The organism is Bacillus cereus group sp. TH152-1LC (genome assembly GCF_027710505.1).
Lineage (GTDB): Bacteria > Bacillota > Bacilli > Bacillales > Bacillaceae_G > Bacillus_A > Bacillus_A mobilis.
This window is the reverse complement of sequence record NZ_JAQFNK010000001.1, coordinates 276,147-301,737: the sequence shown is the minus strand read 5'-3', so window position 1 is coordinate 301,737 and position 25,591 is coordinate 276,147. Positions and strand designations below refer to the sequence as shown.

Genomic DNA, 25,591 nt, shown 5'->3' with positions numbered 1-25,591 from the left:
ACCAACAGTAAAATTCTACAGTCAAAGTGAATAAAAGCGGAATAAAGGAACAAACAAATACTAAGATATATATATTTTCTATCCCGTATGATGACTTTAAATAGTTATCAATTTGATATAAGACTAACGCGAGAGAAGCCCCTCCCACAATAAACATTCGAATCAAAGAAATTATAAATGTTTTCATTTTATCACCCATCCTTATAAAAAGTGAAATTCATTGTCTATTTTTCAACACTTAATATTAAATTTCTTGAAATTTTGTACGAATCCTATATTAGATAAAGAACAAACAATTTTATCCGATTCTCAAAGATAAAACACATTTAAAGAAAGGAGTGTTTATAAGATATGAAAGAACTTTGTATTCAACTATTAGAAGAAAAAGGTGCAACTCTAGAAAAAATGGCTGATATTTTATTAGAAATTCAGAAAGATTATTACCCGAATTTAACACGTTCCATATGCGTAGAAAACATTCTAGCAGTATTAAGTAAACGAGAAGCACAACACGCTATTTTAACAGGAATAGAAATTGATAGACTAGTTGAAGAAAAACAATTTAGAGAACCCATACAATCTATCATTGAAACAGATGCAGGTTTATATGGAATAGACGAAATTTTAGCGCTTTCTATCGTTAATATATATGGTTCAATTGGCTTTACGAATTTTGGTTTCTTAGACAAAACGAAACCTGGGATTATCAAAGAACTTGATGGAAAAAAAGAAGGCGTATGTTCAACCTTCATTGATGATTTAGTTTGTGCTATTATTGCTTCTGCTGCAAGCAGATTAGCTCATTCTAGCTAGTTTGCTTTTCTTTCTTTTCAACGACTTTTACTTTTTGTTCTATAGGTAAGTCTAATTTGGTTTCATCAAAACCAGGCAATTCAAACGTCATTGCATCTATTCCTTGTTCTTCTGCTATATCTATAGGAATTAGGGCAGTTGGTTTGTCACCATTATAGAAACACATGACTAAATCTGCGTTTTCAAGCATTTTTCTCCATGTATTTTCGAAAACTGAACGTTTTATCAATACATCTTCTATTCCGAATGAATTATAATAGCTTCCTTTTTCCCTTAAGTATTGAATAGAATGTTTAATACTGTCCGGAAGGGAATCCATTGGTTGGAATGAATATAAGTGAAGTTGAGAAGCATATTCATCATTTTCGATAAAAAATGATAAAATTTCATTTTCTAAACTGCGATAACACATTACATGAATATTATGATGTGCTACATAGTTTTCTAAATAAGTTTTTATTTCAAATTTGTCTAACGGAGTTAATGCACTAGAGCCAGTTAAAAATATATTCAATTTATATCACCTCGTTTGTAGTGTTTTTTAAGTTAGGAGTGGATTTTTACGTCTCATTTTAAAAAGTACATCACAAGTTTTATTTTTCCTATAATATTAGGATTAATTATTGCATTATTTTTGCGAACATATGTTATTCAAACTAATTTGGTTAGCGGTCCTTCAATGATTCCTTCTTTCCAAAACAAGGATTTTCTTATAACTGATAAACTTAGTTACAACTTTACTACACCTAAACACGGTGACGTTGTTATTGTAAAATTAGTGACAAAAAAAGAAACTAAATACATCATTAAAAGAGTAATAGGCACACCAGGGGATGTATTAGATTTCGTTGCTCCTAATGAAAAAAATGGATATACACCTCAATTTTTTATTAATGGAAAATTACAAAAAGAAGATTATATAAAAGAATCAATGGATATCCCAGCTGATATTAGTTACAAAGTAAATAAAAATGAAATATTCGCTATGGGCGATAATAGAAATAATAGTTCAGATAGTCGCGTTTACGGAAAATTCCCTTATGAATCAGTAAAGGGTAAAGTAGTATTGGAACTGAGAGATAAATTTCAATTTCATACCAACCCTACTCCTTATGTCTTGGTATTCAGCTTTGCTGTATTATTAATTTTGATTTATCTTTTCTTCCCATTTTTAACTAAGCTTTTCAAACGTAAATAAAAAAAGCGGCTCATACAGCCGCTTTTTGATTTACTTTCTATTATTAGTTCATTTTCACAACATCACCCCATTTGACTTCTCCACCACCAGGTGTTGAAGGCTTTTTACCATCTGGAACTAAGCACCAAATAGTTGGGATATTGAACTTCTCTGGTGCATCACCATAACCATCTGTTAGGTAGATTACCAAATCAATTTCCATTCTTTCTTTTTGAATGTATTCAAATGGCGGAATAAACGATGTTCCTCCTCCACCAGAATAGTTAACTCTGCTAAGTTTACCCTTAAATTCGTAAACGTCTGTGATTTCTGCATCTGCCTCAATTACTGTAACTTTCACACCCGACTTCCAAATTTTTAACATATGACCTGAAAACTGTGCTAAATTTTCATCTCCAATTGACATTGATGTATCTGCAATAAGAACTACCGATAACTTTCTTTTTTGTCTTCGACCTTTAGCTAGCGCACCTAATCTTCTACTTTCTCTTTTAAAAGTAGTAAGGTAACTTGCTTTCAAATACTTAGCGGTATATTTAGAAAACATCTGAGTCCAAGGAATTTTACTTTCTATAATTTCTTCAATTACTCTTTTCAGGTTTCCTGGAATTGAACCTGCTTCTCTTGTGTAAGCTTTACGTACACTGTTTTTAACAGCAGCTTCATTAATTTTTTTACTTCCTTTTGTTTCTCCCCATTTTTTATGCCAGTTTTTATATTTACCTTTACCTTGCTTGTTTCCTCCACCGTTTTGATTTGGACTTCCGTTTCCATCTTTCCCTTCACCTTCACCATCTTCGTTATCCATGCCGCCATTCATATCTTCTGGGATTTTATCTTGATTATCTTTTAAGAACTCATAATATTCTTCAGCAGATAATCCTTTTGGTACATCAATTCCCCATTGTTTAAATGTTTCAGGGAAGATAGCTCCTTTTGGAAGAGCGATTTCGTTATTGTTTGGAATTAACTGGTTGATTGCACAATCACAAGCTAAGTTCCATAAATAATGATGTTTTTCATCATCTGGTAAATCTAGGTAACGGAATACATGGAATAAAGCTAAGTGTAAAATTTCATGTATAAGAACAGCTATTCTTTCTTTCTTCTCAAGATTCGGGTATGTAATAGGATTGATGTATAAATGCGAGATTGCATTTAAAACATTCACCGCTGCAATTGGAACTTCCATCGTTACAACTTTTTTCATATCTACTGCAATAGACGCAAAGAATCCTTGCTTTCTAATCAAATATACCAAATCGTCGCTTAAAAGAGCATTAGCTTCCCTCATAGCAATTTTCAAATCTTTTTCCACTTGTTTTATCATCGCTTCTTTTTCTTCTTCAGTAAGTTCTTTGTCCGCTGTATATGGTTTTTTATTTAAATTTAATGCAGCAAAATATAATTTCGAAAACTTGAATTTTTTATTTGTCATCATCTTTTTTCTCCTTTTTTGTTTGTTCTTATTGTAATAAAGCCGATTGTGCAATACAATCGGCTTTCATATAGTTTATTTTTACTTGCTTAATTGTACGCTTGCCTCAGATTTAGCTTTACCTTTTTGATTAGAGCGCTTAATATCTTCTTTAACCAAATTGTATAGTTCCTGATGCAATGCAATTACAGGATGTACCTTTGGTATCTCCACAAATTGTTTCACCATCGCTACTCGGAATTCAGCCGGAACGTCTTGGAAGAATTTAAAAACATTATCCAAGCTATCTGGAATGATTACCGTACCATCTGATTTTTTTGTAGCTCTCATTTCGTACTTCTCAATTGTTTCAGGCTCTGTCATAATACTTAAGAAGTTTTCTTTCGCCTGATTTAAATAATCTTGACGATTTTCATTTTTTGCAGCTTGTACCATTTCTCGGAATTCATCATATTTAGTAATGATTTCTTCACCCGTTGGTACTTTTTCTGCACCTTTTTCCATAATTTCAGATAATCGTGCAGCATATATAGTTCCTAATAATCCTGCAACAACTTCTAGGAAATCACCATTTTCTAACGATGTTTCAATGTTAGTGAAATTTAGTAAAGATGACATCATTTCCATTGAACGGTTAGAAGGTTTAATGTTTAAATCATAATCTTCACCAACTGGTTGAACTGTTTCAGGATTAGCATTTGCTAAAGCCTTGATTGACCAGTGGAATTTATTTTTAATCATGTATCCGTTGAAAATGTTTATGCTATTTTCAACTTGTACGTGACAGAATCTATCTTTCATCGCTTCCTCTTCCATAATTGATGATACATTATAATCACCCGTATTTGGATTCGTTAAAGCAACAAAGAAGCTTCCTTTCGGGAATGCATAATCACCTATTTTATGATTCAGCATCACTGAATACATAAGTTGTTGCACGTCTTGAGCAACGATTCGGTTAAATTCATCCCAAATTACAACTAGTCCTGGACACTGATTAACATCTCCTTTATAAATAACCATTAGGTCTTCATAGTTAGCGATGTATTCTTTAACAGCTTCGAAGTCAATTACATATCCGCCGTCTTCGCGAATCATTCTTTCCCCATTTTCATCTAATTTCAATTGAGGGAAAAAGTCTCGAACCATGTTTTTAGTTACTTTTTTTCCGTTAACTTCAATTACTTTAGGCATACCTACTGCATCAGCATTATCTACCCATTGAGCTGGGTTAATATATAACGCTGCAAGTCCAGCCATTGTTGCTGCCTCAATTGTACCTGAAGTTTTACCAGAACCCCTTTCGCCGTATCCATCAAGGTTTACCTCTACAAATCCAACTAGTTGTTCTTTAATTTCTTTTACAGCTTCAAAATCATTTCTAATAACTGCTTGATGTAATTTATCTTTTAAAATACCAACCTTCGCCTTAGATGTTGCCATTTCTACCACTGTTTTTTGGAAATTATTTAATAACATAATAAATTCTCCTTTTTCTGCTTTTTTTTCTTTATTTTAACGTAATAATTTTTTTTGTGTGAAAAAAAACTAATTTTTATTTTTTAACCATCTTTTCTTCATTCTCTATATAATATACATTGCATTATACGTAAAAGTCTACATTAGGAAGGGGAATTCAAAATGTCTAATTTTGAAATATTCGAAAGAGAATTAATAGGCAAAGATGGAAATACAAAAAAGATAAATGAAGTCATTGATATTGCTAAACATACTTGGACCACAATGGATGGAAACATCATAATGAAACACGAAGCGGTTTTGCTTCTTAGAAAGTTTACTGGGGCAAAATTCTTAAAACCAGAATTACAGGTTCAAATATCTAATCCGGGAAATGTTATATATTTGTGTTCCGTAGAATTTCCAGATGGTGAGATTTCATATGAAATCGGAGAATCTAATAATGAGAATACGAAAGGTTGGTCAAAGGGAATTAAACCGACAATGGCTTTTAAACGTGGATATGACAGAGCTTTTCTGCGCTCGGATTATATAGGTTTATTTGAAGTTTATTCCGAAGAAGAAAGTGATAGTTTTAAAAGACCAGAATCTACCACACCACCACTTAATAATGAACAACCATTTTCACCAGACGAAACTAGAACAGAAGAAAACAATGATTTCTCTAACCAAACTCAACAACAAACCATGAATCAACCTCACCCTGCATTATTTCTACCGGGAACCGACCCTAAATATCCGGGCGAACACATTGTAGAAGATGTATTAAAAAGACATCAGGACTTTGATTATTTGAACGAAATTCCGCAGAATTATCCTAACAACGAAGATTATATAAAAATTGTGGATTTAATACAAAAAAAGAGAGAAGCAAAATTAAAACAAAAACAAGAAGAAGCTGAAGTTTTCTTAAATTCCGAATCACCTCTTCAGCATTCAGAAAATGTTGATGAAACAATTAGTAGAGAAGTAATTCAAGTGGAAAATGAACAATCCACTATTTTTACATTAGAAGATGATATCTCTGATATTAACATAGAAAAAAAAGATAAATTAGTTGCTGAGAATTTCTTAAATAGCGATGAAAATACATACCCAATAGAAAAAGATGAGAATACTGTTTTAAAAGATACTGATTCAAAAACCGAAGACATAAATCAAAATACTGAAACAGTTGAACATGTTGAAGAAAATCCTGAAATATCTAGCCAAACAGAAATTAAATCTTCAAATTCAGAAAAAACAGAGGAATAAAAAAAGAGCACAGAATTTGTGCTCTTTTTTTATTCGTTTGATTCTTGAACAGGAGCTTCAACCGTTGAAAGAAGAAGTTTCATACCTGTACGTTCTTTTCCATCAATTTCTAAATCGATAAATACTGGCTCAGAAATAAATTTAAATCCTTCTTTTGATACGAATTTATTTGCAATTGCGATAGCCTTAGTAGCTTGTCCAATCGCACCATTACCGATACATTGTAGAACAACACTTTTACCTTCTTTAGTCATACCAGCAATTGCAGACCCAATTTTATTAGGGATAGATTTCGTTTTTACTCTCAGTGTCACTAATTCCATTTTAATGCCCTCCATTAATTGTGGTTTTCTTCTCCCCTTTTATTGTGGAAAGATATTGCAAATCCTTTTTTATTTTATTGGATATCAAAGTTTTTCACTTTCCCTTTTTCTTTTTAAAAAGGAACATAACTTCAAACATAACATGATGAAATTCATAATAAATCCTACAATTATAATCATTCCTACATGCCAATTACTTAGAACAATAATTGAAGAAATCACAAGGAAAACAGAAAACGGATAGTATTCCTTTTTACCTTTCGACGACATGCTTATTATTGGCAATATCGCACCTGCTAAAATAGCAGCAAGTAACAACGCTACAGTAGCCAATTTCCCCATCCAAAAAACCAGTGCAAAAATAACAAAGCAGTCACCTATAGAAAAAAAGGTTTCTTTTGTTTTCTTAGAAAATAATAGGAAAATCACAAATAATATTACGGCATATATGAACTCTTCAATCGTATGACCCTTAAAGAACAAGCAAGTTATAACAACTAAATAAATAGGAGTAAAGATTGTTTGAGTTTTCAGGTCGTCTAACACTGTATAGAACATCAACAACCACAATGTCCAAATGAATAGGTCATTTGTAGCGTCTGATATATACGCAGAAAACGTAACGATTAAAATAAATAAGTATTTTGTTTTCCCGATATGAGAAACTCTTTTTCTCTCCAAAAATGAAAACAAAATTAATATCAAAATTGAAGAGATTAATCCTACCAACAGATTAACCATATATATAGCTCCTTTCGTAATGTACGTTAAATGCAACCAATTAATATAGATGGAGGTTAACTAATATGGAACAGTTTATTTGTCAAGTTTGCGAAGAAAGATATACTCTACAAAAAATTACGAACATGAACGGGCAACCCCTTCATATTTGCGCTCATTGCTTACGAGTGAAATTAGAAAGTGGCGAACTCAAATTAAAGGGAAAAGAAAAGGTTGAGTTCTTAGAAAAAATCTCTCTTTCTATTAAACAAGAAAGTCCTAATTCTTTAAAAACTACCGCTTCATCTACGGAAAACAAGCCAATATTTGCGCTTCAATTCGGTTTTGACTTAACAGAGAAAGCCCGCAAAAAACAATTGGACCCTTTAATTGGAAGAAGCATAGAAATTGAAAATACACTTAGAATTTTAAAACGTCGTACTAAGAATAATCCGATTTTAGTAGGCGAACCAGGTGTTGGAAAAACTGCTATTGTTGAAGGAATTGCGGAAAAAATAGCTAGCGGAGAAGTTCCTTCTAATCTAAGAGACAAAAAAATCATTTCTATTCCTGTTGGAAATTTAATAGCTGGGACAAAGTTTCGTGGAGAATTTGAAGACAGACTAAAAAAGATTATAGAAGAGGCAAGAGAAAGAAAAGACATCATACTATTTTTAGATGAATTCCATACTATTATGGGAAGTGGTTCAGATGGAAGTATGGATGGAGCTCAAATGTTAAAGCCCGCCCTTTCTAGAGGAGAAATTCAAATTATCGGTGCAACTACTTTCGATGAATATAGAATTCATATTGAGAAAGACCGAGCTTTAGAAAGAAGGTTGCAAAAAGTCGTAGTTAGTCAACCTACTGTTGAAAATAGCATTGAAATTCTTCGAGGACTAAAAAACAATTATGAAAAGTTCCATGATGTAACAATTCCGGACGAAATGATTTACGAAGCGGTAGCTCTTACTGAAAAATACGTAAATGATAGAATGTTACCTGATAAGGCTATCGATTTAATTGACGAAGCATGTGCACATAGAAGTCTTCTTAACACGGACATCGAAGAAACCGTAAAAGCGACACAGAGCAATATTATCAACGTTGATAAAGAAAAAGAAACAGTTTTAAGTTCAGATAATTTCGAGGAAGCAAAAAAATTAATTAACAAAGAACAAAGTTTACACAAAACTTTAAAACGCAAAGAAACTAGCAAACGAAAAGCTAACGTAATTAGCAAAGATGACCTAGCGCACGTTTTAAATCAATGGACAGGCATTCCTACAAAAGAATTATCGAAAAAAGAAGTAGAAAAATTACGTTCTTTAGAAATCGAACTTAAACAACATGTCAAAGGACAAGATAAATCGATTGAAACTCTTGCCAAAGCCATTAAGAGAAATCACCTTGGCTTAAAAGATGATAATAGACCAATAGGCGTATTCATGATGTTAGGACCTTCGGGTGTAGGGAAAACTGAATTAACAAAAGCTTTAACAACGCTTCTTTTAGGCGATGAAAATAAACTTATTCGTCTTGATATGAGTGAGTACAAAGAAAAACACACTGTTTCTCAGTTAATTGGCTCCCCACCAGGTTATGTTGGATATGAAGACGAGGGGAAATTAACAAAAGGAATTCGTCAAAATCCTTATAGTGTCGTTCTTTTCGATGAAGTAGAAAAAGCACATCCAGAAGTAACAGATTTATTCTTGCAGCTTTTCGACGAAGGACGTATCACGGATGCTAAAGGTCGCACTATTGATGCGAAAAACTGTATTTTCATTATGACTTCAAATGTGGGTAGTGACTTATATGGTTCTAAAAAAACAGCATTAGGCTACGACACTGAGGAAACAACTCCTGAACAAGAACTTGAGAAAAAAGTCAAAGCAAGACTAAAAGACCACTATCGCCCAGAGTTTATTAATCGTATTGATGATGTTATGGTATTTAATCGCTTAACTAAAGAAAACATGATAGACATTGCTAAGAAATTTTCCGATGGATTAATTCAAAAATTAGCTACCAAAGGAATTGAATTAAAGTTAAGTAAATCTACGATTGAATTACTTGCAGAAAAAGGGTATGACGTTGAAATGGGCGCTCGACCAATGAAACGTGAAATTGATAAATTGAAAACACTTATTGCCGACAAGTTAATTGAATCTGATAATATAACAAAGTTATCTGTTAGCGTAAAAAACAAAGAGTTCTTTGTAAAATAAACAAGAAAACACCAATACTATGATTGGTGTTTTCTTTCTTTTTAATCAAAAAATAAATAGTTTTTATTTTAAATTCCGTTTTTGAAAATTTTTTAACGCCACCTTTTAAATTGTTCTTTTATTTCTTCTTTCAAATTTGTCCCTCATCATCGCTCTTTTAAAATTAATGTTATCCGCTCGATAAAACCCTTTCTTTATCAATTCCTCCGAAAACTCTTTAAATTCAGGGTCCTTGTATACTATGTTGTCTACTAATTCAAACTCCCTTGTCGCTTCTCCAAACAAGCTAGCCATCTGTAAAGTGCTTAATTCGAAAGGATTTTCTAAAATCTTATTTTCTCTAATTATAAAAAAGTCTAGTGGATTTATCTTTCTATTTTTGATTTCTGTGATTGTGTAATACCCCTCATTTTCCAGTGATACCATTGCATTCCCTAGAGATTCTAAAGGTAACTTTTCAACAAAATTATAAAACGTATACAGATAAAACTTATTTTTCTCTTCCATAAATACACCTATATTCAAAATAATCCCCCTTTTCGAAATAATTTTCTTAATCTAAATTTAGTATAAATGCATCCTTTTAATAAAATCAAATTATGTTCCTGAAAAATTTACTTTTTTCTACTCAATATTATTTAAGGATATTTTCCTTTTTTTTAAAACTTATTTATAAATGTATTCGGGACAGAAACGAGGAATAGCAATGAAATGGAAGCCAAAAGTAGTCGTTGTTTTTGATTCTGGAGTTGGTGGATTAACTGTTTTAAGGGAATTAAAAAAACATAATATTAAAGAAGAATTTGTTTATTTAGCAGACAGTGCCAACTCACCCTATGGAGATAAAACAAAAGAACAAATTATTATTAGTGTTTTAAATTGTTTCAAACAATTATCTTATATATATGATTTTAAAACCATCATTATAGCATGTAACACTGCATCAGTTTACACCAAAGAATTACTGCAACATATTTATAATATTCCTGTTTTAAGCGTTGTAGACGCTGCAACAGATTATATTAAATCCAAACAAATTAAAGAAACAATAGATGTTTTAGCAACTAATTTAACAGCAAAAAGCCATGCTTATAAAAATCAACTACCTGAACAATCAGTTCGTGAAATCGGTTGTCCTTCTTTTGTTCATCTGATTGAATCGGACAAATATTTTTCAAAAGAAGCAAGAAAGAATACCGTTGCAAATCAACTTGTTGGTTTAAGCACGGAACGAGGAAAATACGTAGTTCTTGGTTGTACACATTATCCCCTTTTAGAAGAAGAAATCAAAGAATTTTATGGACCACAATGTTCCATCATTAACCCTTCTAAATTACTTGGAGAAAGTATTTCTCGCGTCTTCAACGAAAGAAGCCAAAAATTCGAAGTTTTGTATTACACAACAGCTCCAAATCCTTATTTCGACTTATTTGCTTCAAGGCTCATGGATGAAAATGTACAATCACTTTTACTATCATCTAAAATCAAAGAACTTAAGAATGACTATTTAAAAGCTAATTAAAGACATTATTATCCCCCCGCTTAAAATTTTATGCTAAAATTGTAAAAAAACTGGGGGTAATTCTATGGAGACTTACATTCATAACGGATTAACGATTGAATTTCAAACAGGACTTAACAAACCACAATTTTCTGATAACAGATTGATTATTTTCTCCAATTTTATTGATTGGAACTCTTATCAGAAATCCGATATATGTCTAGATGACAACATTGTTAAAGTTACCACAATGAGCACTTTTCACGAACAATCATATTCAAGCCTATATCTAGTTTATGACTATGGGGCATGGAACAGACGCAGTTTTCACGATATGTCAGTTATCAAAAATCTTGAAAGAGCTGGAGAAAAAATCCTACTAGCAAAGGAACGTCACAATGTTTCTTTAGATTTTGGAAGGTCCAAAGCTGGAAAAGAATCTCTTGAGATTTTTTCAAATTTTATTCGTGAACGATTTAATATTGTAGATAGTGATGATTTAGTTCGCTTTAGAAATTGGGACCAACTCAAAGATGTTTACTTTACTCAAAATGCTACTAAAGCCACTTTTGGTGCAGGACAAGATGTTTTGGAGGATTTAGTTGCGCTCTTAGAAGAAAAAGGATTTCATGAAGAAGCCTTCTCTTTAAAAGAGCAATTGCTCAAAGCATTATTTTCAAAGGTGACAATTGTTCTAGATTTCAAAGAAAGATTTAAAAAGAAGAAAAAATAAAAAAATTATTTTTAGGATGCAGTTAAATGCATCCTTTTTAATTTCAAAAAGGGATTACTTTCTTTTCATGGAAACACTTACATAGGAAGAAAATGCCTATGATAAAAAGCATCATAAAAAAATTTAACTTTTTCAACACAGGTACAATAAAGTGTGCTATTTCATTAAATGAATTTATCAAAAGTTTAACATAACCTTATGCCCTTTTCGAGGAAACAAAGTGACGATGAACTCCGAAAATTCACTAAAATATCTATTTATATTTATAATTACATTTTAAAAATTTTACAGGAGGTAACACTTAATGATTTATAAAAACCCAAATACTGAAAGCGCTTTAGTAAACTTTAAAGAACAATATCAAAATTTCATCGGCGGAGAATGGATTGCACCAGTAAAAGGTCAATACTTGGACGTAATCTCTCCAGTGACAGGGAAAGTATTTACATCTGTACCTCGTTCTACTTCAGAAGACGTTGAGTTAGCACTTGATGCAGCACATGCAGCAAAAGGTGCTTGGGGCGCAACAACTGTTGCTTACCGTTCACAAATTTTAAATAAAATTGCAGACCGTATCGAAGCAAATTTAGAAATGATTGCTGTTGCTGAAACTTGGGACAATGGTAAAGCAGTACGCGAAACTCTAAATGCAGACATTCCTTTAGTAGTAGACCACTTCCGTTATTTCGCTGGCGTTATTCGTGCACAAGAAGGCGGTATTAGTGAGATTAGTGGTGATACAGTAGCTTATCATTTCCACGAACCACTAGGTGTAGTTGGGCAGATTATTCCTTGGAATTTCCCACTTCTTATGGCTGCTTGGAAAATCGCACCCGCTTTAGCAGCAGGTAACTGTATCGTTCTGAAACCAGCTGAACAGACACCAGCTTCTATATGTGTATTAATCGAATTAATTCAAGACATTTTACCAAAAGGCGTATTGAACATCGTCCAAGGAACAGGTTTAGAAGTAGGTAAACCACTTGCAACAAATCCAAGAATAGCTAAAATTGCATTCACTGGTTCAACGGCAGTAGGTCGTTCTATTATGCAATATGCAACAGAAAACATTATTCCAGTGACATTAGAACTGGGTGGTAAATCACCAAATATCTTCTTCCCTGACGTAATGGATGCAGATGATGAATATTTAGATAAGGCAATCGAAGGTTTCGTATTATTTGCCCTTAACTCTGGTGAAGTTTGTACATGCCCTTCACGCGCATTAGTACATGAATCAATATACGATAAATTCATGGAAAAAGTAATCGAACGCATTAAAGCAATTAAAATTGGCAACCCTCTAGACACTGAAACAATGATGGGTGCACAAGCTTCTAAACAACAATTAGATAAAATTCTTTCTTATATTGAAATTGGCAAAGAAGAAGGCGCTGAATTAGTAATCGGTGGTTATCAAAATAAATTAGAAGGCGACCAATCAGAAGGCTACTATGTAGCACCAACTGTGTTCAAAGGTAACAACAAAATGCGTATTTTCCAAGAAGAAATTTTTGGTCCAGTAGTATCTGTAACAACATTCAAGGATTTTGAAGAAGCAATTGAAATCGCAAACGATACATTATACGGATTAGGTGCTGGTGTATGGTCTCGTAATGGAGAAATTGCTTACCGCGCAGGTCGTGCAATACAAGCTGGTCGTGTTTGGACAAACACTTATCATCAATATCCAGCACATGCTGCATTCGGTGGTTACAAACAATCTGGTATTGGTCGTGAAAATCACTTGATGATGCTTTCTCACTACCAACAAACAAAATGTATTTTAGTTGGTTACAATAAAGGTTCAATGGGATTCTTCTAAGATGCAAAAAGTCATTGCGACAAAAGAAGCACAATCATTAATTAAACAATTGCGAAAACAGCATGGTAAACTTGTATTTATTCATTCAGAAGGCTGTTGTGACGGAACTTCGCCAATCTGTATGAAAGCAGGTGAATTTTATCTTGGTAGTCGCGATGAGCAAATAGGCAAAATTTTAGACACACCCTATTATATGCACACCTCAAACTTTTCTTATTGGCAACATCTGCAAATTGTGATTGATGTAATAGATGGAATTGGAAATTCTTTTTCGCTTGAAAGCGCAGAAGATAAATCTTTCATTATTCGTGCTGAAAAGTTGAATATTTAAGGAAACAAAAAGAACATCTAATAATATGATGTTCTTTTTGTTTTAACTTTTATTCCTCCCCCACCTACCACTTCACTCTTAAGGAGAGATGATTCTCGCTAGAAATAATAAAAAAGCTAGATTATTAATCTAGCTTCGGAAGGACTATGGCTCTATCTATGTAAACGCATAAGGCGTTAAGCAACGAATTGATTTTTTAAGAAATGTTCTCTTACTTCATCTATATGAAATGGCTTATAGCCATGCTCGATTGAAACGCATAAATAAATTAATTGATTATCCATTTTTTTCGAATGAATATGTCCATGTACATTGCCTTTAATATGAGTATTTTCAATTAATACACTTAAAGGTCTTTCTTGTTGCGGATGATGCGTAAATAAATAATCTTCAAATATGTATTGTTTATAAGGGTTAAAACCTAAATCCATGTAACGTTTGTTAGATAATTTATCGTGATTACCTAAAATTAATATTTTTCTTCCATTCAATCTTTTAGCTATCTCAAATTGCTTTTCTTTATTACCAAAGAATAAATCTCCCATGTGGAAAACCAAATCATTTTCTTTAATGTTAGCATTCCAACTTTCAATTAATCCTTCGTCCATTTCTTCTGTATTTACAAATGGGCGCGATTCATAAGCAATAATATTTTTGTGTGAAAAATGGGAATCTGCTGTGAGCCATATTTCCAACTTAATCCCTCCACATTATTAACCTATCTATATAATCTTAACCGTTTAATATATTGTTGAGCCTCTGATTTCAACATAGGTTTCAACCCAACAACGGTCAAGGAGTTTTTTGGAATCTCTGTTCTACCCTCATCTATAATAAAATCGAAACCTTGTTCGATAAGTTTGTTTAACTGTGTTTCTTTTCCACCTAACAGGATTTTGGTTTGGCTACCATTAATCCATTTCTGAAAGTCTTCTTCATTTTGATATTTTAATGTCATTATTGTAGCAACATGAGCAATTTGAGCACCCAATTTAGGCGCACTCATTTCTAACTCTTTGTTTACTACAAAGTATTGTACAATTTCATCTTTCTTTTCCATAATGCAATTCCCTCATTTTTTGTTAGAAAAACTAACAATCTCTATTTTCTATATTTCTTGAACATGTTTTTCAAGTATACCCCTTATTTTTTGCTCGGTATTTTCTGCCTTATCTTTCATAATACCCTTTATTAACTTCCCTGCTAATGCTTGGGCTTTTTCTTTTTCGTTCTTTAATTTAGCCATCTCATTTCTGAGTTTAACAAATTCAGCTTGTAATTCTGAATCTTGTACAACTAACGGTTGCTTATCCACCTTAACGAAAAACTCACCTTGTCTTTCCGCGTACATAATCATACCTTGTACAAAAGCTTCGCCTTCTGTTACTTTCTTAAACTCAGCAATCACTTCATCATCTAACTTAATTAAGCATTTTCTTGTATTCTCTATATTATTAAATATCATCCACAAAGAAACGCCATTAGTGTAACTGAATATTTTTTCTTCATCTATTTCGTTTTGAATTAGGTGACTACCATCATATACAAACTCCATCTTTTACCTACCTATGATTCTTATTTCATTGATTATACAAAAATTCAAAAATGATTTGTTTGATTTTGGATTTTTTTTATTTTTTCTAAGTTTATCATTCTCAATTTACTTTCATGTACTCTATATCTTTTTACGTTTTTCCAATTTTGAATTCATTAAAAATGCTATACTTATCCCGAAATTAAATACATAAACAAGAAAAGGAGAATTAAATTTTATGAATTTAGTAGAATTTCCTTTCCAAGTATTAAGCAAAGAATACGTTGAAACTGTTTTAGACAAAACAATCGGAGAAGACTTCATCAATAATATTCTTAATAATGATGATTATTTTGTTTTTATCCATGTTGCAGATACTCATAACGGTTATTCTGGGAATGCAAGTAGATACAACGAGTATAGCGCTTTACGTGTTGATAAAAAAAATGAATTTGACGTAAATGTACGCCAAGATGACATTGATAAAGCTTTGGCACAAGTAATAGATATTGCAATAGCGTATAAAGTAGATGCCGTATTACATGCAGGTGATGGAACGGACTCTTGGGGTTATAAAAAGGCATACGTGCTAAAAACTTATATGAATCAAATTGAACGACTGAATCCACATGGCATAAAGTATGTTGAAATCGTAGGAAATCATAATTTACCAACAGAAAGCGCGACGGGTACATATTTAGAAATAATCGGAAAGTTACCAGAAGTTTATACAGCATATCGAGGAATTTATGAATCCGTAGAACTTCCAGAACATAATGTTGTTGTTCATTGCGCACCAAGTAGCTACGACCAAGATGCAATGAATGAATCTCTTGATGCAATAGCTCCCGTCGAAGGAAAAATCAACATTGGTATGACTCACCTAGGAGTAACAACTATCCCTCACTATGCTGAGCATTCCGAAAATACATTAGTTACTCATCTCGATAAGTTAATTAATTGCAAAATGGACTATTTTTGTTTGGGTGATTATCACAAAGCAACTGATTTCGGACATAACATTCGATATAGCGGCTCCACTGACCGCTTAGGATTTGGTGAAGTAGATAACAAGCCTCAAATTATTATGGTAGCTATTCATAAAAAAACAAAAGATGTAATTACTCGTGATATCCCTCTAAAAGTAAGACCAATGTATGATTTAAAAGAAATCAATGCTGCTGAGAAAACACTAGAAGAAGTGAATAAACTCATAATTGAACGTTTACAATCTAAGGATTTATTTGGTGCCATTGTACGCCTACGAATCTCCAACCTTCCAAAAGAATATAAGCTTGGAATTGACGTTGATAGCGTAAAAGAACTTACTCAAGACTGCCTATACTTTAAATTAGATTTGAAAAATAAAACCGAAAAAAGTATTGGAACTCGTACTTCAAAAGATAACGAAAATAAATTCGAAGGGGTCCTTGCCGGCTTCCTTACTTTTATGAAACGTGTCGAAGACGATGGAACATTCGATAAAGAAAAACTAACAAAAATCGGTTACGAACGTCTTGCGGAGATGTACGAGAAAAACAATTCTTAATAACAATACACAAGCCCTGTTTAGGAGGAATCGGAATGTTAGTAGCACGTTTAGAACTTTCTTATTATAGACAATTTGAAAACGAAGAAATTTATTTCCCTCTTTCTGGATTAATCGGTTTCCGGGGCGTAAATGGCGCCGGAAAATCTACCTTATTTAATTTATTAGACTGGATTCTCTGGGGAAAATACAAAGGAGTTAATCAAAATCAATTAAAAATGCATAAATCTCCTAAAAATGCACCTACATACGGAGTAGCGGACATTATTTTTAATGGTGATTTTTATCGTATTCGTCGTGATTTAGTTAATTCAAAATCTAGAAACTATGTAGAAAAAAATAAAAACCGTGTAGCAACAGGAACAACACAAATCAATTCTTATATTCGCAATTTGTTTGGAATGGACCAAGAAGCCTTTCGTGTTTGTTATTACGCTTCACAATTTGATTTCGATGCTCTAACACAAATGAAAGACGCGCCTCGTGCAGCGATGATTTCAAAATTACTTCGAATCGAAACTATTGATGAGACTGCCAAAAAGTCGAGAGATGATAGAAAAAAATTAGAAATTGAAATCAATGAAGCAAAACGTCATTTACGAGATGAAGCCGTACTAATTGAAGAGCTTAAACAAATAAAAGAACAAGAAAAAGAATTAAAAAAACAACAAAAATCAGTCGAAAAAGACATTCTTAATTTAGAAAAAGAACGCGATAAGATTTCTCTTGAAAAAGAAAAAAGCGATAAGATTTTTGAATCATTTCAAAAGCTTTCTTTGGAGATTTCTAACCTGGAGACAAAACAAACAACTCTCACAGAACATTCTTTGAAAACAGAAGAAAACAATCTACAAATTCTACAAAATAAGAAAAAACGTTTAGACGAAATTGCACACAAGAAAGAATATTACTTTTCACTTCTGCAAAAGAAAGATGATTTAAATGAAGCAAAAGAACAATTTGTAGCAATTCATCGTTTACAAAAACAAATAAATGAGGTCTATAAAAACATTCAACATTATGAACATCTATCTTCAGAAGCTTCTAGTAAACTAGCTATGTTTGATGAAGTAGAATCTTCCTATACTAAACTAGAGCAAGAGATTACTGAATTAGAGGATACATTGGCTGTTGCAAGGGATAAAGGAAAAGAACTTCAAACAATGTTAAATGTGAATAAAAATGTTTACAAAGAAATCATGAGCGATAAACAGAAATTTGGAGAACTTGGAGAAGAAGTTCCCTGCCCAACTTGCAAAAGACCTTTAGGAGAGCATTTAGGGAATCAATTACACCACTTAGAAGAAAAGCGCCAAGAAATCATTCAAGAAACAGCCAAAATGAAAGTTCTTTATGATGAAATTTTAGAAAAAGGTTTAAAGGACAAGCAGCATCTAGACCAATTAAAACAAACACTAGAATCCTATCGATTAAAATTACGAGAAAAAAGTGGCGTATTATCCCAGATTAACGTTGCTAATCAAGAAATCCAACGTCAAAATAGCACCTTACAAGAATTACAGCAACAAAGAAATCAATATCCAGAAACAGTTGAGTTTGATGCTGAAGGTTATAAAAAATTATATGAAGAGATTCAATCTTTAACACCTATTTACGAGGAAATCATTCAACTTCAGAATCAGGTTCAAGATATTTCGAAATTAGAAGAAAGCATTACATATATTCTGAATCAACTTTCGGAAATTAAATCAAATATACATAACCTATGCACAGAAAGAGAACAATTGGATTTCGATAAAGAAAATCATGATTCTCTTTCAAAACAAATCGATGATATACGTTCCAAAATTGATACAACAAAAGATAATCGCTATACTATTCAATCTCAGATTGATAAAACCACCAATTCTATAGAATCCATTCAGGAAGAAATGCAAAAGAATACCAACATGCAAATTGCTTTAAAAGATAAGCAACAAGAGATTATAGAATTAGCAAAATTAGACGAATTATATAAAGCATACAAACAGGATACTCTTGCAGAATTGGCTCCAAAAATTGCTGATAAAATGTCTGATATGATTGAAGTTGCTACAGATGGATTATATAACCTTGTAGAATTAGACGAATTCTATAATATTTACTTGTATCGTGATGGAGAAAAACACCCACTAGAAATCTTCTCTGGCGGAGAGCAAAAACTAGCTGCTTTACTTCAACGTATTGCTGTTTCCCAATTACTTGTAGAACAAACATCCCAAGCTATCTTTGATATGATTGCTTTAGATGAGGTAACATCTGCTTTTGATGAAACACGTCAAGATGCCATGCTTGAAATGCTGCGCAGCTTAAATGGGATGTTCCAGCAAATCTTATTAGTAAGTCACAACGAACACGTAAAAGATAGCTTCGACCATACCCTATTAATCGAAAGAGGACCTAATAAAAAGTCTACTGCACGATGGGCTTTAACCGAAACCGGGACACCTTCCTTTGATATAGAGGAAATAAAAGCATTTGTGGAAGCAAACTTTGAGCCAAACGACGAAAATGAAGAAACCATTGAAGATGAATCCGTAGAAACTGTTGAAGTCTAATATCGATAAAAACAAAGACCTTCTTATATCATAGCAAGAAGGTCTTTTTGATTTATTTTTCATTCTAATTTTTTTTCGTTAATTTCTTAAACATGTTCTTTTTTTGTTTCTTAAAAAACAATCTGAATTTTTCTTTGCTCTCTACCTTTCGTATTCCACGATTGGTTGCAATAGATACATTACCCGTTTCTTCTGATACTACTATTCCTGTTACATCAAACATTTCAGCTGTTTCCAATGCTGCTAGATGCCTAGTTCCTAAGTTACTATAATCTTCCCTCTTTTTCGCGGTCAAAGGGAGTTTGCATCCAGCATAAGCTATTTTTCCATTCTGAATAATAACAGCTCCATCGTGTAAAGGTGTATTTTTGAAAAATATTGTTTCTAATAATTCATTAGAATAAACAGCATCTATTTTCACCATATCATCTGTTTGAAATGTAACTTTCTCCTCTGGGTCGAAAATGATAAGGGCTCCTACTTTATCTTTGGCTAATGAAAATACAGCTTCTTCCATAGAGGATGTAATTTCTTTTTTTTCTGTAGGAATACTAGTAATGCCACCTATTTTCTTTAGAACCATCCTTAATTCTGGGTGGAAAATTAAAACCAACCCAAACGAACTCAATTCAAAAATACGTTTGAAAATAGTTGCTGTTAATGCTAGACCACATGCTTCAGTTACGAAATACATCAAAAACAGAATAAGTAATCCTATTGTAATATTAAATGCTTCCGTCTTTTTAATAAGCGTGTATATGAAACATATTATCGTTACAACAATACATACATCAATAACTTGAGTGACCACGATGTTCATCTCCTTTCTCTGTATCTTCCAATAAAGATTACGAATAAAATAAAACATTCTTAAAAATATGCAAAAAAAAGCCTGTCTTCTCATTAGACAAGCTCCTGTTTTGAAAAACACTCTTCAAAACTGGATATAAAACATTAAACATTCTCCCAGCCACAGCTAGAACCGAAGGCAAGGAGATGTTTGTTATTTCTTTTACTTTTTTTATTCATAATTCCTTATTTACAAGAACGAAAGTCGAAATTAATTTTGTCACCCTGATTTAAGTTATATTCAGTTGCTCTAACCGTTAATACTTTTCTATTAACAGAGCACATCCACGTATAATCACTTACCTTCAAAGAATTTCTTCATTTCTAAGGCACGTTTCATTACACGCTTTCCTTCATCTTCTTCATTTACTTCTACTTCTTTTTTTTCAAGCTTCTCTTTCCCATTTTCTTTCGTTACTGCTATAATCTCTTTCTTTTCAACCTTTGTTTCTTCATTATGTTTTTGTTGATATTCACTGAGGACTGCTTTATCCTGTGTTGCGTTTGCGCAACCCGCCATTATTCCTGATAACACTAAGAATGATACAACGATTTTTTTCATATTATTTCTCTCCTACAGCATATTCTTTTTATTATTCATAATAATAACAGTTTCAAATCCAAAAAACATAAAAAATCCAGAAAAAAATTAAAAATAAAAAAATCCACCCAAAATGGACGGATTTCCCCTCGTACTACCGGCTTTTATTATTTACATCATATAAAAATATATCCCGATTTCCGATTTCTACAAATATTTTATGGATGATTTTTTCTACTTTCGACCACTCGCCACCAGCTAAATCACAACCTATTAAATAAGGCATTCCGATTTTTGCTTTAAAATTCGGATTTTCTAATTCAACTTTTTGAATTATCTCTAGCATTTCTAACATAGCGTATGTCAGTGCTCGATAATCTGTGTACTGTTTATCAGTACCATATCCTTTCTGACCATACAAATTAAATATATACATATGTTCATCTGTCCAATAGCTTGTTCTACCTAATCTCATATCAGGAGATAAAGGGTACTGTAAATCTGCTTCATATGCACCTTTGTATTTTACTCGTATTTTATTTGCTAAACCTCTTTTCATTTTACTAAAACAATTAGCCTGATGAGCAATAACATTGCAATCAGATTCTAATAAATCTCCTCCAGGAATAACATGTATCATATCTACCACTCCTACATTTTCTGAATTATATTCTTAAAATGTTATTTTTGATTAAATTCTACATTTGGTTACGGTTATTATTTACATAGTTTCTTGTTATTTTATCATGAACTGTTTCTTAGGTTACATTATCAATTGTCCCATGTTTCATTTATTATTTGTTTTTTATAATTAATTTTTTGAAACAAATAACTTAGAAATTATGAAACAAATTAAATTAAAATGGTTTTGGTGTGAAGAGAGAGGGGAAACGATACTGCCCCCTGTTAAGAGGAACAGTTGTTCGTGAAATTTCACTTCTAAAAAAGGGTTATTAATTCTTCTAATGAATTAATAACTACCTTTTTAAACAAAAAGATTGTATAGAAAAATACCTACTGCATAAAATTCCTTTAGTTTTTTACTAAAAGCATTTTGGCGCTTCGGTCGAGTACGAATACTATAGAGTGCTGAAGTTAAGCATATAAACTTAAACTTCAACTAGCCCAAGGTCCTGCTTTACCTAGCGTCTTACCACAAGAACACACTCTATTCTGCCTCGCTAAATAGCGACAGGGACGGTCTTTTGCATCTGGGAATATACTAACACCCTTCTAACGGGTTACTCTTGTGGGGGTGAGCCACAGCCGGAGTGGACGGGACACTCAACGGAAAACTTTTACGTCAAAATACAATCTATGATTTGCCTACCAAATCACACAAGGAGCGCTCCGCTACAACTTCAATTGTCTTAAAGTAATGTACTGCAAAATGAGCCATTTTTTAGCTCATGACTAATAAAAAAGGTATTTACCTATGCCTAGCTATGAATATAGCAAAAAGGCACGTTTATTGTGGGTTTTTAAAAATTTTATTTTAGAAGTTCGGGTTAATCTGAATTTGTTATTTCAGAACCTTTCTCCGCCTTTATCAAATATGTTTAATCTATATATTTAGGTGATATTCCTAAAGATTTTATTAATTTCGTTTATAGGAAAATCGTAACCTCGTGTTTCTATGATTTTTTTCCGAATTCTCAAAAGACGGAATAAGTTGTTATATAGTTAATTTGGGGATTTTGTCCACTTTACATGCTACCTCGTTTCTGTTTTTTATGTTTAAAAGTTAAACCAACATTCATTTAACCTAAAATAACAAAGGAGAAAAGACAGCGTTTAGATATATGACTCTATCCGCTATCTTTTCTCCTTATTTTATTAAATAAAGTTCGTTTTCCTCATGAAAAAAGAAAAAGAATTCTTAACACTAGAGGAGAAATATATAAAATTAGCTCAAAAACACGCCTTTTTGTTTCGTTAAAATTAACTTGAATGACAGGAATTGTTTCTTAATGAAAGTATTAAAAATTCTCGTAACACTATAATTAATGATTTATCCTACTTTTACAAAATTAATCCTAAATACCAATTAATAATCCCGTTCCCATAAAATATAGTAATTATTGTTCCTAAGGCTATAGAAGGTCCAAACGGAAATTCTTTTGCCCCTTTTGTGATTTTGAAACCTAGACCAACAAATACCCCAATTATTACAGAAACAAAAAACAGAGTGAGAAATGCCTTCCAACCCAAAATTGTCCCTAATAATAAAAACAACTTAATGTCTCCCCCTCCCATTCCTTTTCCTTTAGAGATTAGAAGAATAAAAAGATTAATTCCAAAAGCAGCTGCAAAACCAATCAAAGCCCCTTGCCAAGTAACATTTTTAATGTATAAAGACGATGGAATTAACACAATAGAAAACACTAATAAAATTTTATTTGGGATTAGCTGAGTTGTAATATCTGATACTGTAATGATTACCATCATGGACGCAATTAACATTACAAATACAGTTGTAAGTGTTAAACCGAAAACATAACAAGTAAAAGCAAACGAAATACCTGTTATAAGTTCCATAATTGGATATAATGGTGAAATTTTAGTTTTACATGTTCTACATTTCCCTAGTAAAAATACATAAGATAAAACAGGAATTAATTCATACCACTTCAAATCTCTGTCGCAAACTGTACAATGGGAACCTGGAAAAGCAATAGATTCACCCTTCGGCACTCTTAAGCCCACTACATTAAAAAATGAGCCAAATAGAAGACCTAATAAGAAGAATATTATTGTATAAAATATTTGTTCTGTTACTCCTACCGACATATGATAACCTCTTTTCTATTTAAATCAGCTTTATATAAATAACGATTTTTTTATGTATTTATAAATAAAAAAGCGCAATTTTCATTGCGCCAATTTGTTTCTATATGTTTAATTTTTTTCACTCTTCGTTCTAATTTCTTCTACAATTTTCGTTCTGATTTCTTTCTTTTTCGCATGAATCTGATATCCCAAGTCAATATCTTTTGAATCATGGATACTAAACGATTGCCCTTTTGGAGACATTACAAAGTATCCCTTGTGAAGTGCCGCTAATTCTTCTTTATTCACAAGTATTTTTACTTCTTTCGTTTTTTTTGAATACTCTTCCAGAAATTCCTTATGTTTATTTACAATATATAGTTCGTCTTTTAGCTTTTCAGCCTCTTCTGGATTAACAATAATATCAAATAGTCGATTTCCTATAACATCTAATTGTTGTAAGTTACTTTCTTTTGAAATTTTAAAGAACTGTAGAAATACATCTAATACTTGTGGAAGTTTTTCTGAATCTCTTATTCTTCCCGCAACATCAGCAGCACACAAAGCAATATACTCTTCGATTCCCATAGTGTTTATTAATCCTTGAGCTCGTTCAAAGACTTTCATTTTACCAATGTGTTCTTTAACGTTTTTCTTTTTTTCCTTTAACCAATCTTCCGCCATGATTTTTTCATCATTCTTTAAACTGCGCGGTTCAAATTTTCCTTCTATGAAATCTACTACTTTTGTAGTTTTCATAACTCCGATATCTTTGTGCATAATCATATGTTTCGCTACGCCAAACAATACAGGTTTTTTCAATCCTTGCAGATGTAATCTATCAAGAAATGCTTCTGCAATAGGTACACCAGCTGCTTCGTGCCTGATGTATGTTGGCGTTCCTTTCGTTTTGTGAATTCCTTTCGTAACTGCCTTGCCTACATCATGAAGCAAAGCACCATACATAACCATTAATTCACGTTTTTCTCTTTGTTCAGGAGTTTCATTTTCTACATTTGGCATATTTTGTGCAAATACTCTAGCTGCTTCTAAAACTTGCATTACATGTTCAAACACATCGCCTTCTGGATGATGCTCTGGGCTTTGTGGATATTCGGATAATACGTTAATTTCAGGAAAATGAACATCTAAAATATTAACCGTTTTTAAGTTTCTAAAATAAACCGAAGGATTATCAGATAGTAATGCTTTATTGGTTTCCCCAACTACACGTTCTACCTTTAATGCGTGTAATTTATTTTTTAGAACTCCCATATCTTTTAAAGTGTTTTTTTCAATCACAAAACCGAATTGACTCGCAAAACGAGCTGCTCGATAAACACGTAATGGGTCTTCTTTGAATGCATCTGTTGTTTTTCTAATAATTCCTTTTGCTAAATCTTCTTTACCACTGTAAGGGTCAATCAACTCCCCTGTATGTAAATCGATTGCCATTGAGTTAATTGTAATATCCCTTCTAGCCAAATCATCTTCAATGCTCATATTTGGGTCTGGTATAGCATACACATCGTTATGTGAGTCCCCAAATTGAACATCTTTTCTACCTAATGATATTTCACAAACTTCTCCTTGAATTTCCATTCGATATACAGGAAATTCTATTTCTTTTTTAATTCCATTTATGATAACAATTCTCTTCGGTCCATTCATCTTTGCATAAGGGAATAGTGCTTCAAAATCTTTTCTGGAGATACCAGTAACACAATAATCATAGTCTTTTGGTATTTTACCAAGCCACTTATCTCTTACTGCCCCACCTACTAAATATCCTTTAGCATTTTTTTCTTCTAGTTGTTTTATAAAAGTTTGCAATTTCATAATCCTTTACACCTCATTTTTTATTTTCTGAAATTATACACATTAATTTCTTAGTTATGTAAAACTTTTCTTTGTAAAATGAAAAAGAAGAGTTCTGAATTATGAA

General features: G+C 32.3%; 25 protein-coding genes. 10 read left to right on the top strand and 15 right to left on the bottom strand.

Features of this window, described 5'->3' with window-relative positions; translation table 11 throughout:
* Positions 1-351: 351 nt before the first annotated feature.
* Positions 352-813, top strand: coding sequence for a phosphatidylglycerophosphatase A family protein (locus tag PDL00_RS01565; protein ID WP_098007390.1), 462 nt, complete (start codon positions 352-354; stop codon positions 811-813).
* On the opposite strand, the gene PDL00_RS01560 is transcribed toward PDL00_RS01565, so the two are convergent.
* Positions 806-1,327, bottom strand: coding sequence for a flagellar motor switch protein FliG (locus PDL00_RS01560; protein WP_098007391.1), 522 nt, complete (start codon positions 1,325-1,327; stop codon positions 806-808). The two genes, PDL00_RS01565 and PDL00_RS01560, sit on opposite strands and share 8 nt — an antisense overlap.
* 42 nt (positions 1,328-1,369) lie before the next feature.
* On the opposite strand from PDL00_RS01560, the gene lepB reads away from it, so the two are divergent.
* A complete protein-coding gene (gene lepB, locus PDL00_RS01555) occupies positions 1,370-2,011 on the top strand; it encodes a signal peptidase I (protein ID WP_333563527.1) in 642 nt (213 codons plus the stop codon).
* 43 nt (positions 2,012-2,054) lie between these two features.
* Here lepB and PDL00_RS01550 read toward each other — a convergent pair whose 3' ends face one another.
* Together PDL00_RS01550 and PDL00_RS01545 are read right to left on the bottom strand one after the other, a co-directional pair.
* Positions 2,055-3,452, bottom strand: a complete 1,398-nt coding sequence (locus PDL00_RS01550; RefSeq protein WP_270725707.1) for a vWA domain-containing protein — start codon at positions 3,450-3,452, stop codon at positions 2,055-2,057.
* 78 nt (positions 3,453-3,530) lie between these two features.
* Positions 3,531-4,928: a hypothetical protein gene (locus PDL00_RS01545; RefSeq protein WP_270725705.1), complete on the bottom strand. Its 1,398-nt coding sequence runs from the start codon at positions 4,926-4,928 to the stop codon at positions 3,531-3,533.
* Between the two features lie 162 nt (positions 4,929-5,090).
* Between PDL00_RS01545 and PDL00_RS01540 the strand changes: the two genes are divergently transcribed.
* A complete protein-coding gene (locus tag PDL00_RS01540; RefSeq protein WP_270725703.1) occupies positions 5,091-6,182 on the top strand; it encodes a hypothetical protein in 1,092 nt (363 codons plus the stop codon).
* Between the two features lie 29 nt (positions 6,183-6,211).
* Here PDL00_RS01540 and PDL00_RS01535 read toward each other — a convergent pair whose 3' ends face one another.
* Both PDL00_RS01535 and PDL00_RS01530 read right to left on the bottom strand, forming a co-directional pair.
* A complete protein-coding gene (locus tag PDL00_RS01535) occupies positions 6,212-6,505 on the bottom strand; it encodes a stage V sporulation protein S (protein ID WP_270725701.1) in 294 nt (97 codons plus the stop codon).
* An 84-nt stretch (positions 6,506-6,589) separates the two neighbouring features.
* Positions 6,590-7,246 carry a hypothetical protein gene (locus tag PDL00_RS01530; protein ID WP_098517636.1) on the bottom strand — a complete coding sequence of 219 codons (657 nt, stop codon included), beginning with the start codon at positions 7,244-7,246 and terminating at the stop codon, positions 6,590-6,592.
* 65 nt (positions 7,247-7,311) lie between these two features.
* On the opposite strand from PDL00_RS01530, the gene PDL00_RS01525 reads away from it, so the two are divergent.
* Positions 7,312-9,456, top strand: a complete 2,145-nt coding sequence (locus PDL00_RS01525; RefSeq protein WP_270725699.1) for an ATP-dependent Clp protease ATP-binding subunit — start codon at positions 7,312-7,314, stop codon at positions 9,454-9,456.
* 105 nt (positions 9,457-9,561) lie between these two features.
* Here the strand turns inward: PDL00_RS01525 and PDL00_RS01520 are convergent, their stop codons facing one another.
* Positions 9,562-9,981 carry a hypothetical protein gene (locus PDL00_RS01520; RefSeq protein ID WP_270725697.1) on the bottom strand — a complete coding sequence of 140 codons (420 nt, stop codon included), beginning with the start codon at positions 9,979-9,981 and terminating at the stop codon, positions 9,562-9,564.
* Between the two features lie 181 nt (positions 9,982-10,162).
* Here PDL00_RS01520 and murI point away from each other — a divergent pair, with 181 nt between their 5' ends.
* From murI to PDL00_RS01500, 4 genes are all read left to right on the top strand, one after another.
* Positions 10,163-10,978: a glutamate racemase gene (murI, locus tag PDL00_RS01515; RefSeq protein WP_270725695.1), complete on the top strand. Its 816-nt coding sequence runs from the start codon at positions 10,163-10,165 to the stop codon at positions 10,976-10,978.
* 64 nt (positions 10,979-11,042) lie between these two features.
* Positions 11,043-11,690, top strand: coding sequence for a hypothetical protein (locus tag PDL00_RS01510; RefSeq protein ID WP_270725693.1), 648 nt, complete (start codon positions 11,043-11,045; stop codon positions 11,688-11,690).
* A 304-nt stretch (positions 11,691-11,994) separates the two neighbouring features.
* Positions 11,995-13,515, top strand: a complete 1,521-nt coding sequence (gene exaC, locus PDL00_RS01505) for an acetaldehyde dehydrogenase ExaC (protein WP_270725691.1) — start codon at positions 11,995-11,997, stop codon at positions 13,513-13,515.
* A gap of 1 nt (position 13,516) precedes the next feature.
* Positions 13,517-13,846 carry a DUF779 domain-containing protein gene (locus PDL00_RS01500; protein ID WP_270725689.1) on the top strand — a complete coding sequence of 110 codons (330 nt, stop codon included), beginning with the start codon at positions 13,517-13,519 and terminating at the stop codon, positions 13,844-13,846.
* 176 nt (positions 13,847-14,022) lie between these two features.
* On the opposite strand, the gene PDL00_RS01495 is transcribed toward PDL00_RS01500, so the two are convergent.
* Genes PDL00_RS01495 through PDL00_RS01485 form a run of 3 tightly spaced genes read right to left on the bottom strand, consistent with a single transcriptional unit; the run spans position 14,023 to position 15,401 of the window.
* Complete coding sequence (locus PDL00_RS01495; RefSeq protein ID WP_270725687.1) at positions 14,023-14,541, bottom strand: metallophosphoesterase family protein; 519 nt, start codon at positions 14,539-14,541, stop codon at positions 14,023-14,025.
* 23 nt (positions 14,542-14,564) lie between these two features.
* Positions 14,565-14,906 (bottom strand): aminoacyl-tRNA hydrolase, encoded by a 342-nt coding sequence (locus tag PDL00_RS01490; RefSeq protein WP_270725685.1) that lies wholly within the window; start codon positions 14,904-14,906, stop codon positions 14,565-14,567.
* 48 nt (positions 14,907-14,954) lie between these two features.
* A complete protein-coding gene (locus PDL00_RS01485) occupies positions 14,955-15,401 on the bottom strand; it encodes a hypothetical protein (protein ID WP_098517630.1) in 447 nt (148 codons plus the stop codon).
* A gap of 217 nt (positions 15,402-15,618) precedes the next feature.
* On the opposite strand from PDL00_RS01485, the gene PDL00_RS01480 reads away from it, so the two are divergent.
* Positions 15,619-16,929 (top strand): metallophosphoesterase family protein, encoded by a 1,311-nt coding sequence (locus tag PDL00_RS01480; RefSeq protein WP_270725682.1) that lies wholly within the window; start codon positions 15,619-15,621, stop codon positions 16,927-16,929.
* A 35-nt stretch (positions 16,930-16,964) separates the two neighbouring features.
* On the top strand, positions 16,965-19,487 hold the full coding sequence (locus PDL00_RS01475) for an AAA family ATPase (RefSeq protein ID WP_270725680.1): 2,523 nt from the start codon (positions 16,965-16,967) through the stop codon (positions 19,485-19,487).
* A 64-nt stretch (positions 19,488-19,551) separates the two neighbouring features.
* Here PDL00_RS01475 and PDL00_RS01470 read toward each other — a convergent pair whose 3' ends face one another.
* From PDL00_RS01470 to PDL00_RS01450, 6 genes are all read right to left on the bottom strand, one after another.
* Positions 19,552-20,298 (bottom strand): diadenylate cyclase, encoded by a 747-nt coding sequence (locus PDL00_RS01470; RefSeq protein WP_170953168.1) that lies wholly within the window; start codon positions 20,296-20,298, stop codon positions 19,552-19,554.
* Positions 20,299-20,522: 224 nt separating this feature from the next.
* On the bottom strand, positions 20,523-20,621 hold the full coding sequence (locus tag PDL00_RS34815) for a hypothetical protein (RefSeq protein WP_442868311.1): 99 nt from the start codon (positions 20,619-20,621) through the stop codon (positions 20,523-20,525).
* Between the two features lie 10 nt (positions 20,622-20,631).
* Positions 20,632-20,898 (bottom strand): hypothetical protein, encoded by a 267-nt coding sequence (locus tag PDL00_RS01465; RefSeq protein ID WP_270725676.1) that lies wholly within the window; start codon positions 20,896-20,898, stop codon positions 20,632-20,634.
* Between the two features lie 133 nt (positions 20,899-21,031).
* Complete coding sequence (locus tag PDL00_RS01460; protein ID WP_270725674.1) at positions 21,032-21,517, bottom strand: hypothetical protein; 486 nt, start codon at positions 21,515-21,517, stop codon at positions 21,032-21,034.
* A 1,382-nt stretch (positions 21,518-22,899) separates the two neighbouring features.
* Positions 22,900-23,667, bottom strand: coding sequence for a prepilin peptidase (locus PDL00_RS01455; RefSeq protein ID WP_270725672.1), 768 nt, complete (start codon positions 23,665-23,667; stop codon positions 22,900-22,902).
* A 108-nt stretch (positions 23,668-23,775) separates the two neighbouring features.
* Positions 23,776-25,485 (bottom strand): CCA tRNA nucleotidyltransferase, encoded by a 1,710-nt coding sequence (locus tag PDL00_RS01450; RefSeq protein ID WP_270725670.1) that lies wholly within the window; start codon positions 25,483-25,485, stop codon positions 23,776-23,778.
* Between the last annotated feature and the right edge of the window lie 106 nt (positions 25,486-25,591).

What these genes read in the sequence shown, in the direction of transcription:
- PDL00_RS01565 (WP_098007390.1), top strand. Translation starts at nt 352, where the DNA reads ATGAAAGAACTTTGTATTCAACTATTAGAAGAAAAAGGTGCAACTCTA.
- PDL00_RS01550 (WP_270725707.1), bottom strand. Translation starts at nt 3,452, where the DNA reads ATGATGACAAATAAAAAATTCAAGTTTTCGAAATTATATTTTGCTGCA.
- PDL00_RS01545 (WP_270725705.1), bottom strand. Translation starts at nt 4,928, where the DNA reads ATGTTATTAAATAATTTCCAAAAAACAGTGGTAGAAATGGCAACATCT.
- PDL00_RS01540 (WP_270725703.1), top strand. Translation starts at nt 5,091, where the DNA reads ATGTCTAATTTTGAAATATTCGAAAGAGAATTAATAGGCAAAGATGGA.
- PDL00_RS01535 (WP_270725701.1), bottom strand. Translation starts at nt 6,505, where the DNA reads ATGGAATTAGTGACACTGAGAGTAAAAACGAAATCTATCCCTAATAAA.
- PDL00_RS01530 (WP_098517636.1), bottom strand. Translation starts at nt 7,246, where the DNA reads ATGGTTAATCTGTTGGTAGGATTAATCTCTTCAATTTTGATATTAATT.
- PDL00_RS01525 (WP_270725699.1), top strand. Translation starts at nt 7,312, where the DNA reads ATGGAACAGTTTATTTGTCAAGTTTGCGAAGAAAGATATACTCTACAA.
- murI (WP_270725695.1), top strand. Translation starts at nt 10,163, where the DNA reads ATGAAATGGAAGCCAAAAGTAGTCGTTGTTTTTGATTCTGGAGTTGGT.
- PDL00_RS01510 (WP_270725693.1), top strand. Translation starts at nt 11,043, where the DNA reads ATGGAGACTTACATTCATAACGGATTAACGATTGAATTTCAAACAGGA.
- exaC (WP_270725691.1), top strand. Translation starts at nt 11,995, where the DNA reads ATGATTTATAAAAACCCAAATACTGAAAGCGCTTTAGTAAACTTTAAA.
- PDL00_RS01500 (WP_270725689.1), top strand. Translation starts at nt 13,517, where the DNA reads ATGCAAAAAGTCATTGCGACAAAAGAAGCACAATCATTAATTAAACAA.
- PDL00_RS01490 (WP_270725685.1), bottom strand. Translation starts at nt 14,906, where the DNA reads ATGGAAAAGAAAGATGAAATTGTACAATACTTTGTAGTAAACAAAGAG.
- PDL00_RS01485 (WP_098517630.1), bottom strand. Translation starts at nt 15,401, where the DNA reads ATGGAGTTTGTATATGATGGTAGTCACCTAATTCAAAACGAAATAGAT.
- PDL00_RS01480 (WP_270725682.1), top strand. Translation starts at nt 15,619, where the DNA reads ATGAATTTAGTAGAATTTCCTTTCCAAGTATTAAGCAAAGAATACGTT.
- PDL00_RS01475 (WP_270725680.1), top strand. Translation starts at nt 16,965, where the DNA reads ATGTTAGTAGCACGTTTAGAACTTTCTTATTATAGACAATTTGAAAAC.
- PDL00_RS34815 (WP_442868311.1), bottom strand. Translation starts at nt 20,621, where the DNA reads ATGTGCTCTGTTAATAGAAAAGTATTAACGGTTAGAGCAACTGAATAT.
- PDL00_RS01465 (WP_270725676.1), bottom strand. Translation starts at nt 20,898, where the DNA reads ATGAAAAAAATCGTTGTATCATTCTTAGTGTTATCAGGAATAATGGCG.
- PDL00_RS01460 (WP_270725674.1), bottom strand. Translation starts at nt 21,517, where the DNA reads ATGATACATGTTATTCCTGGAGGAGATTTATTAGAATCTGATTGCAAT.
- PDL00_RS01455 (WP_270725672.1), bottom strand. Translation starts at nt 23,667, where the DNA reads ATGTCGGTAGGAGTAACAGAACAAATATTTTATACAATAATATTCTTC.
- PDL00_RS01450 (WP_270725670.1), bottom strand. Translation starts at nt 25,485, where the DNA reads ATGAAATTGCAAACTTTTATAAAACAACTAGAAGAAAAAAATGCTAAA.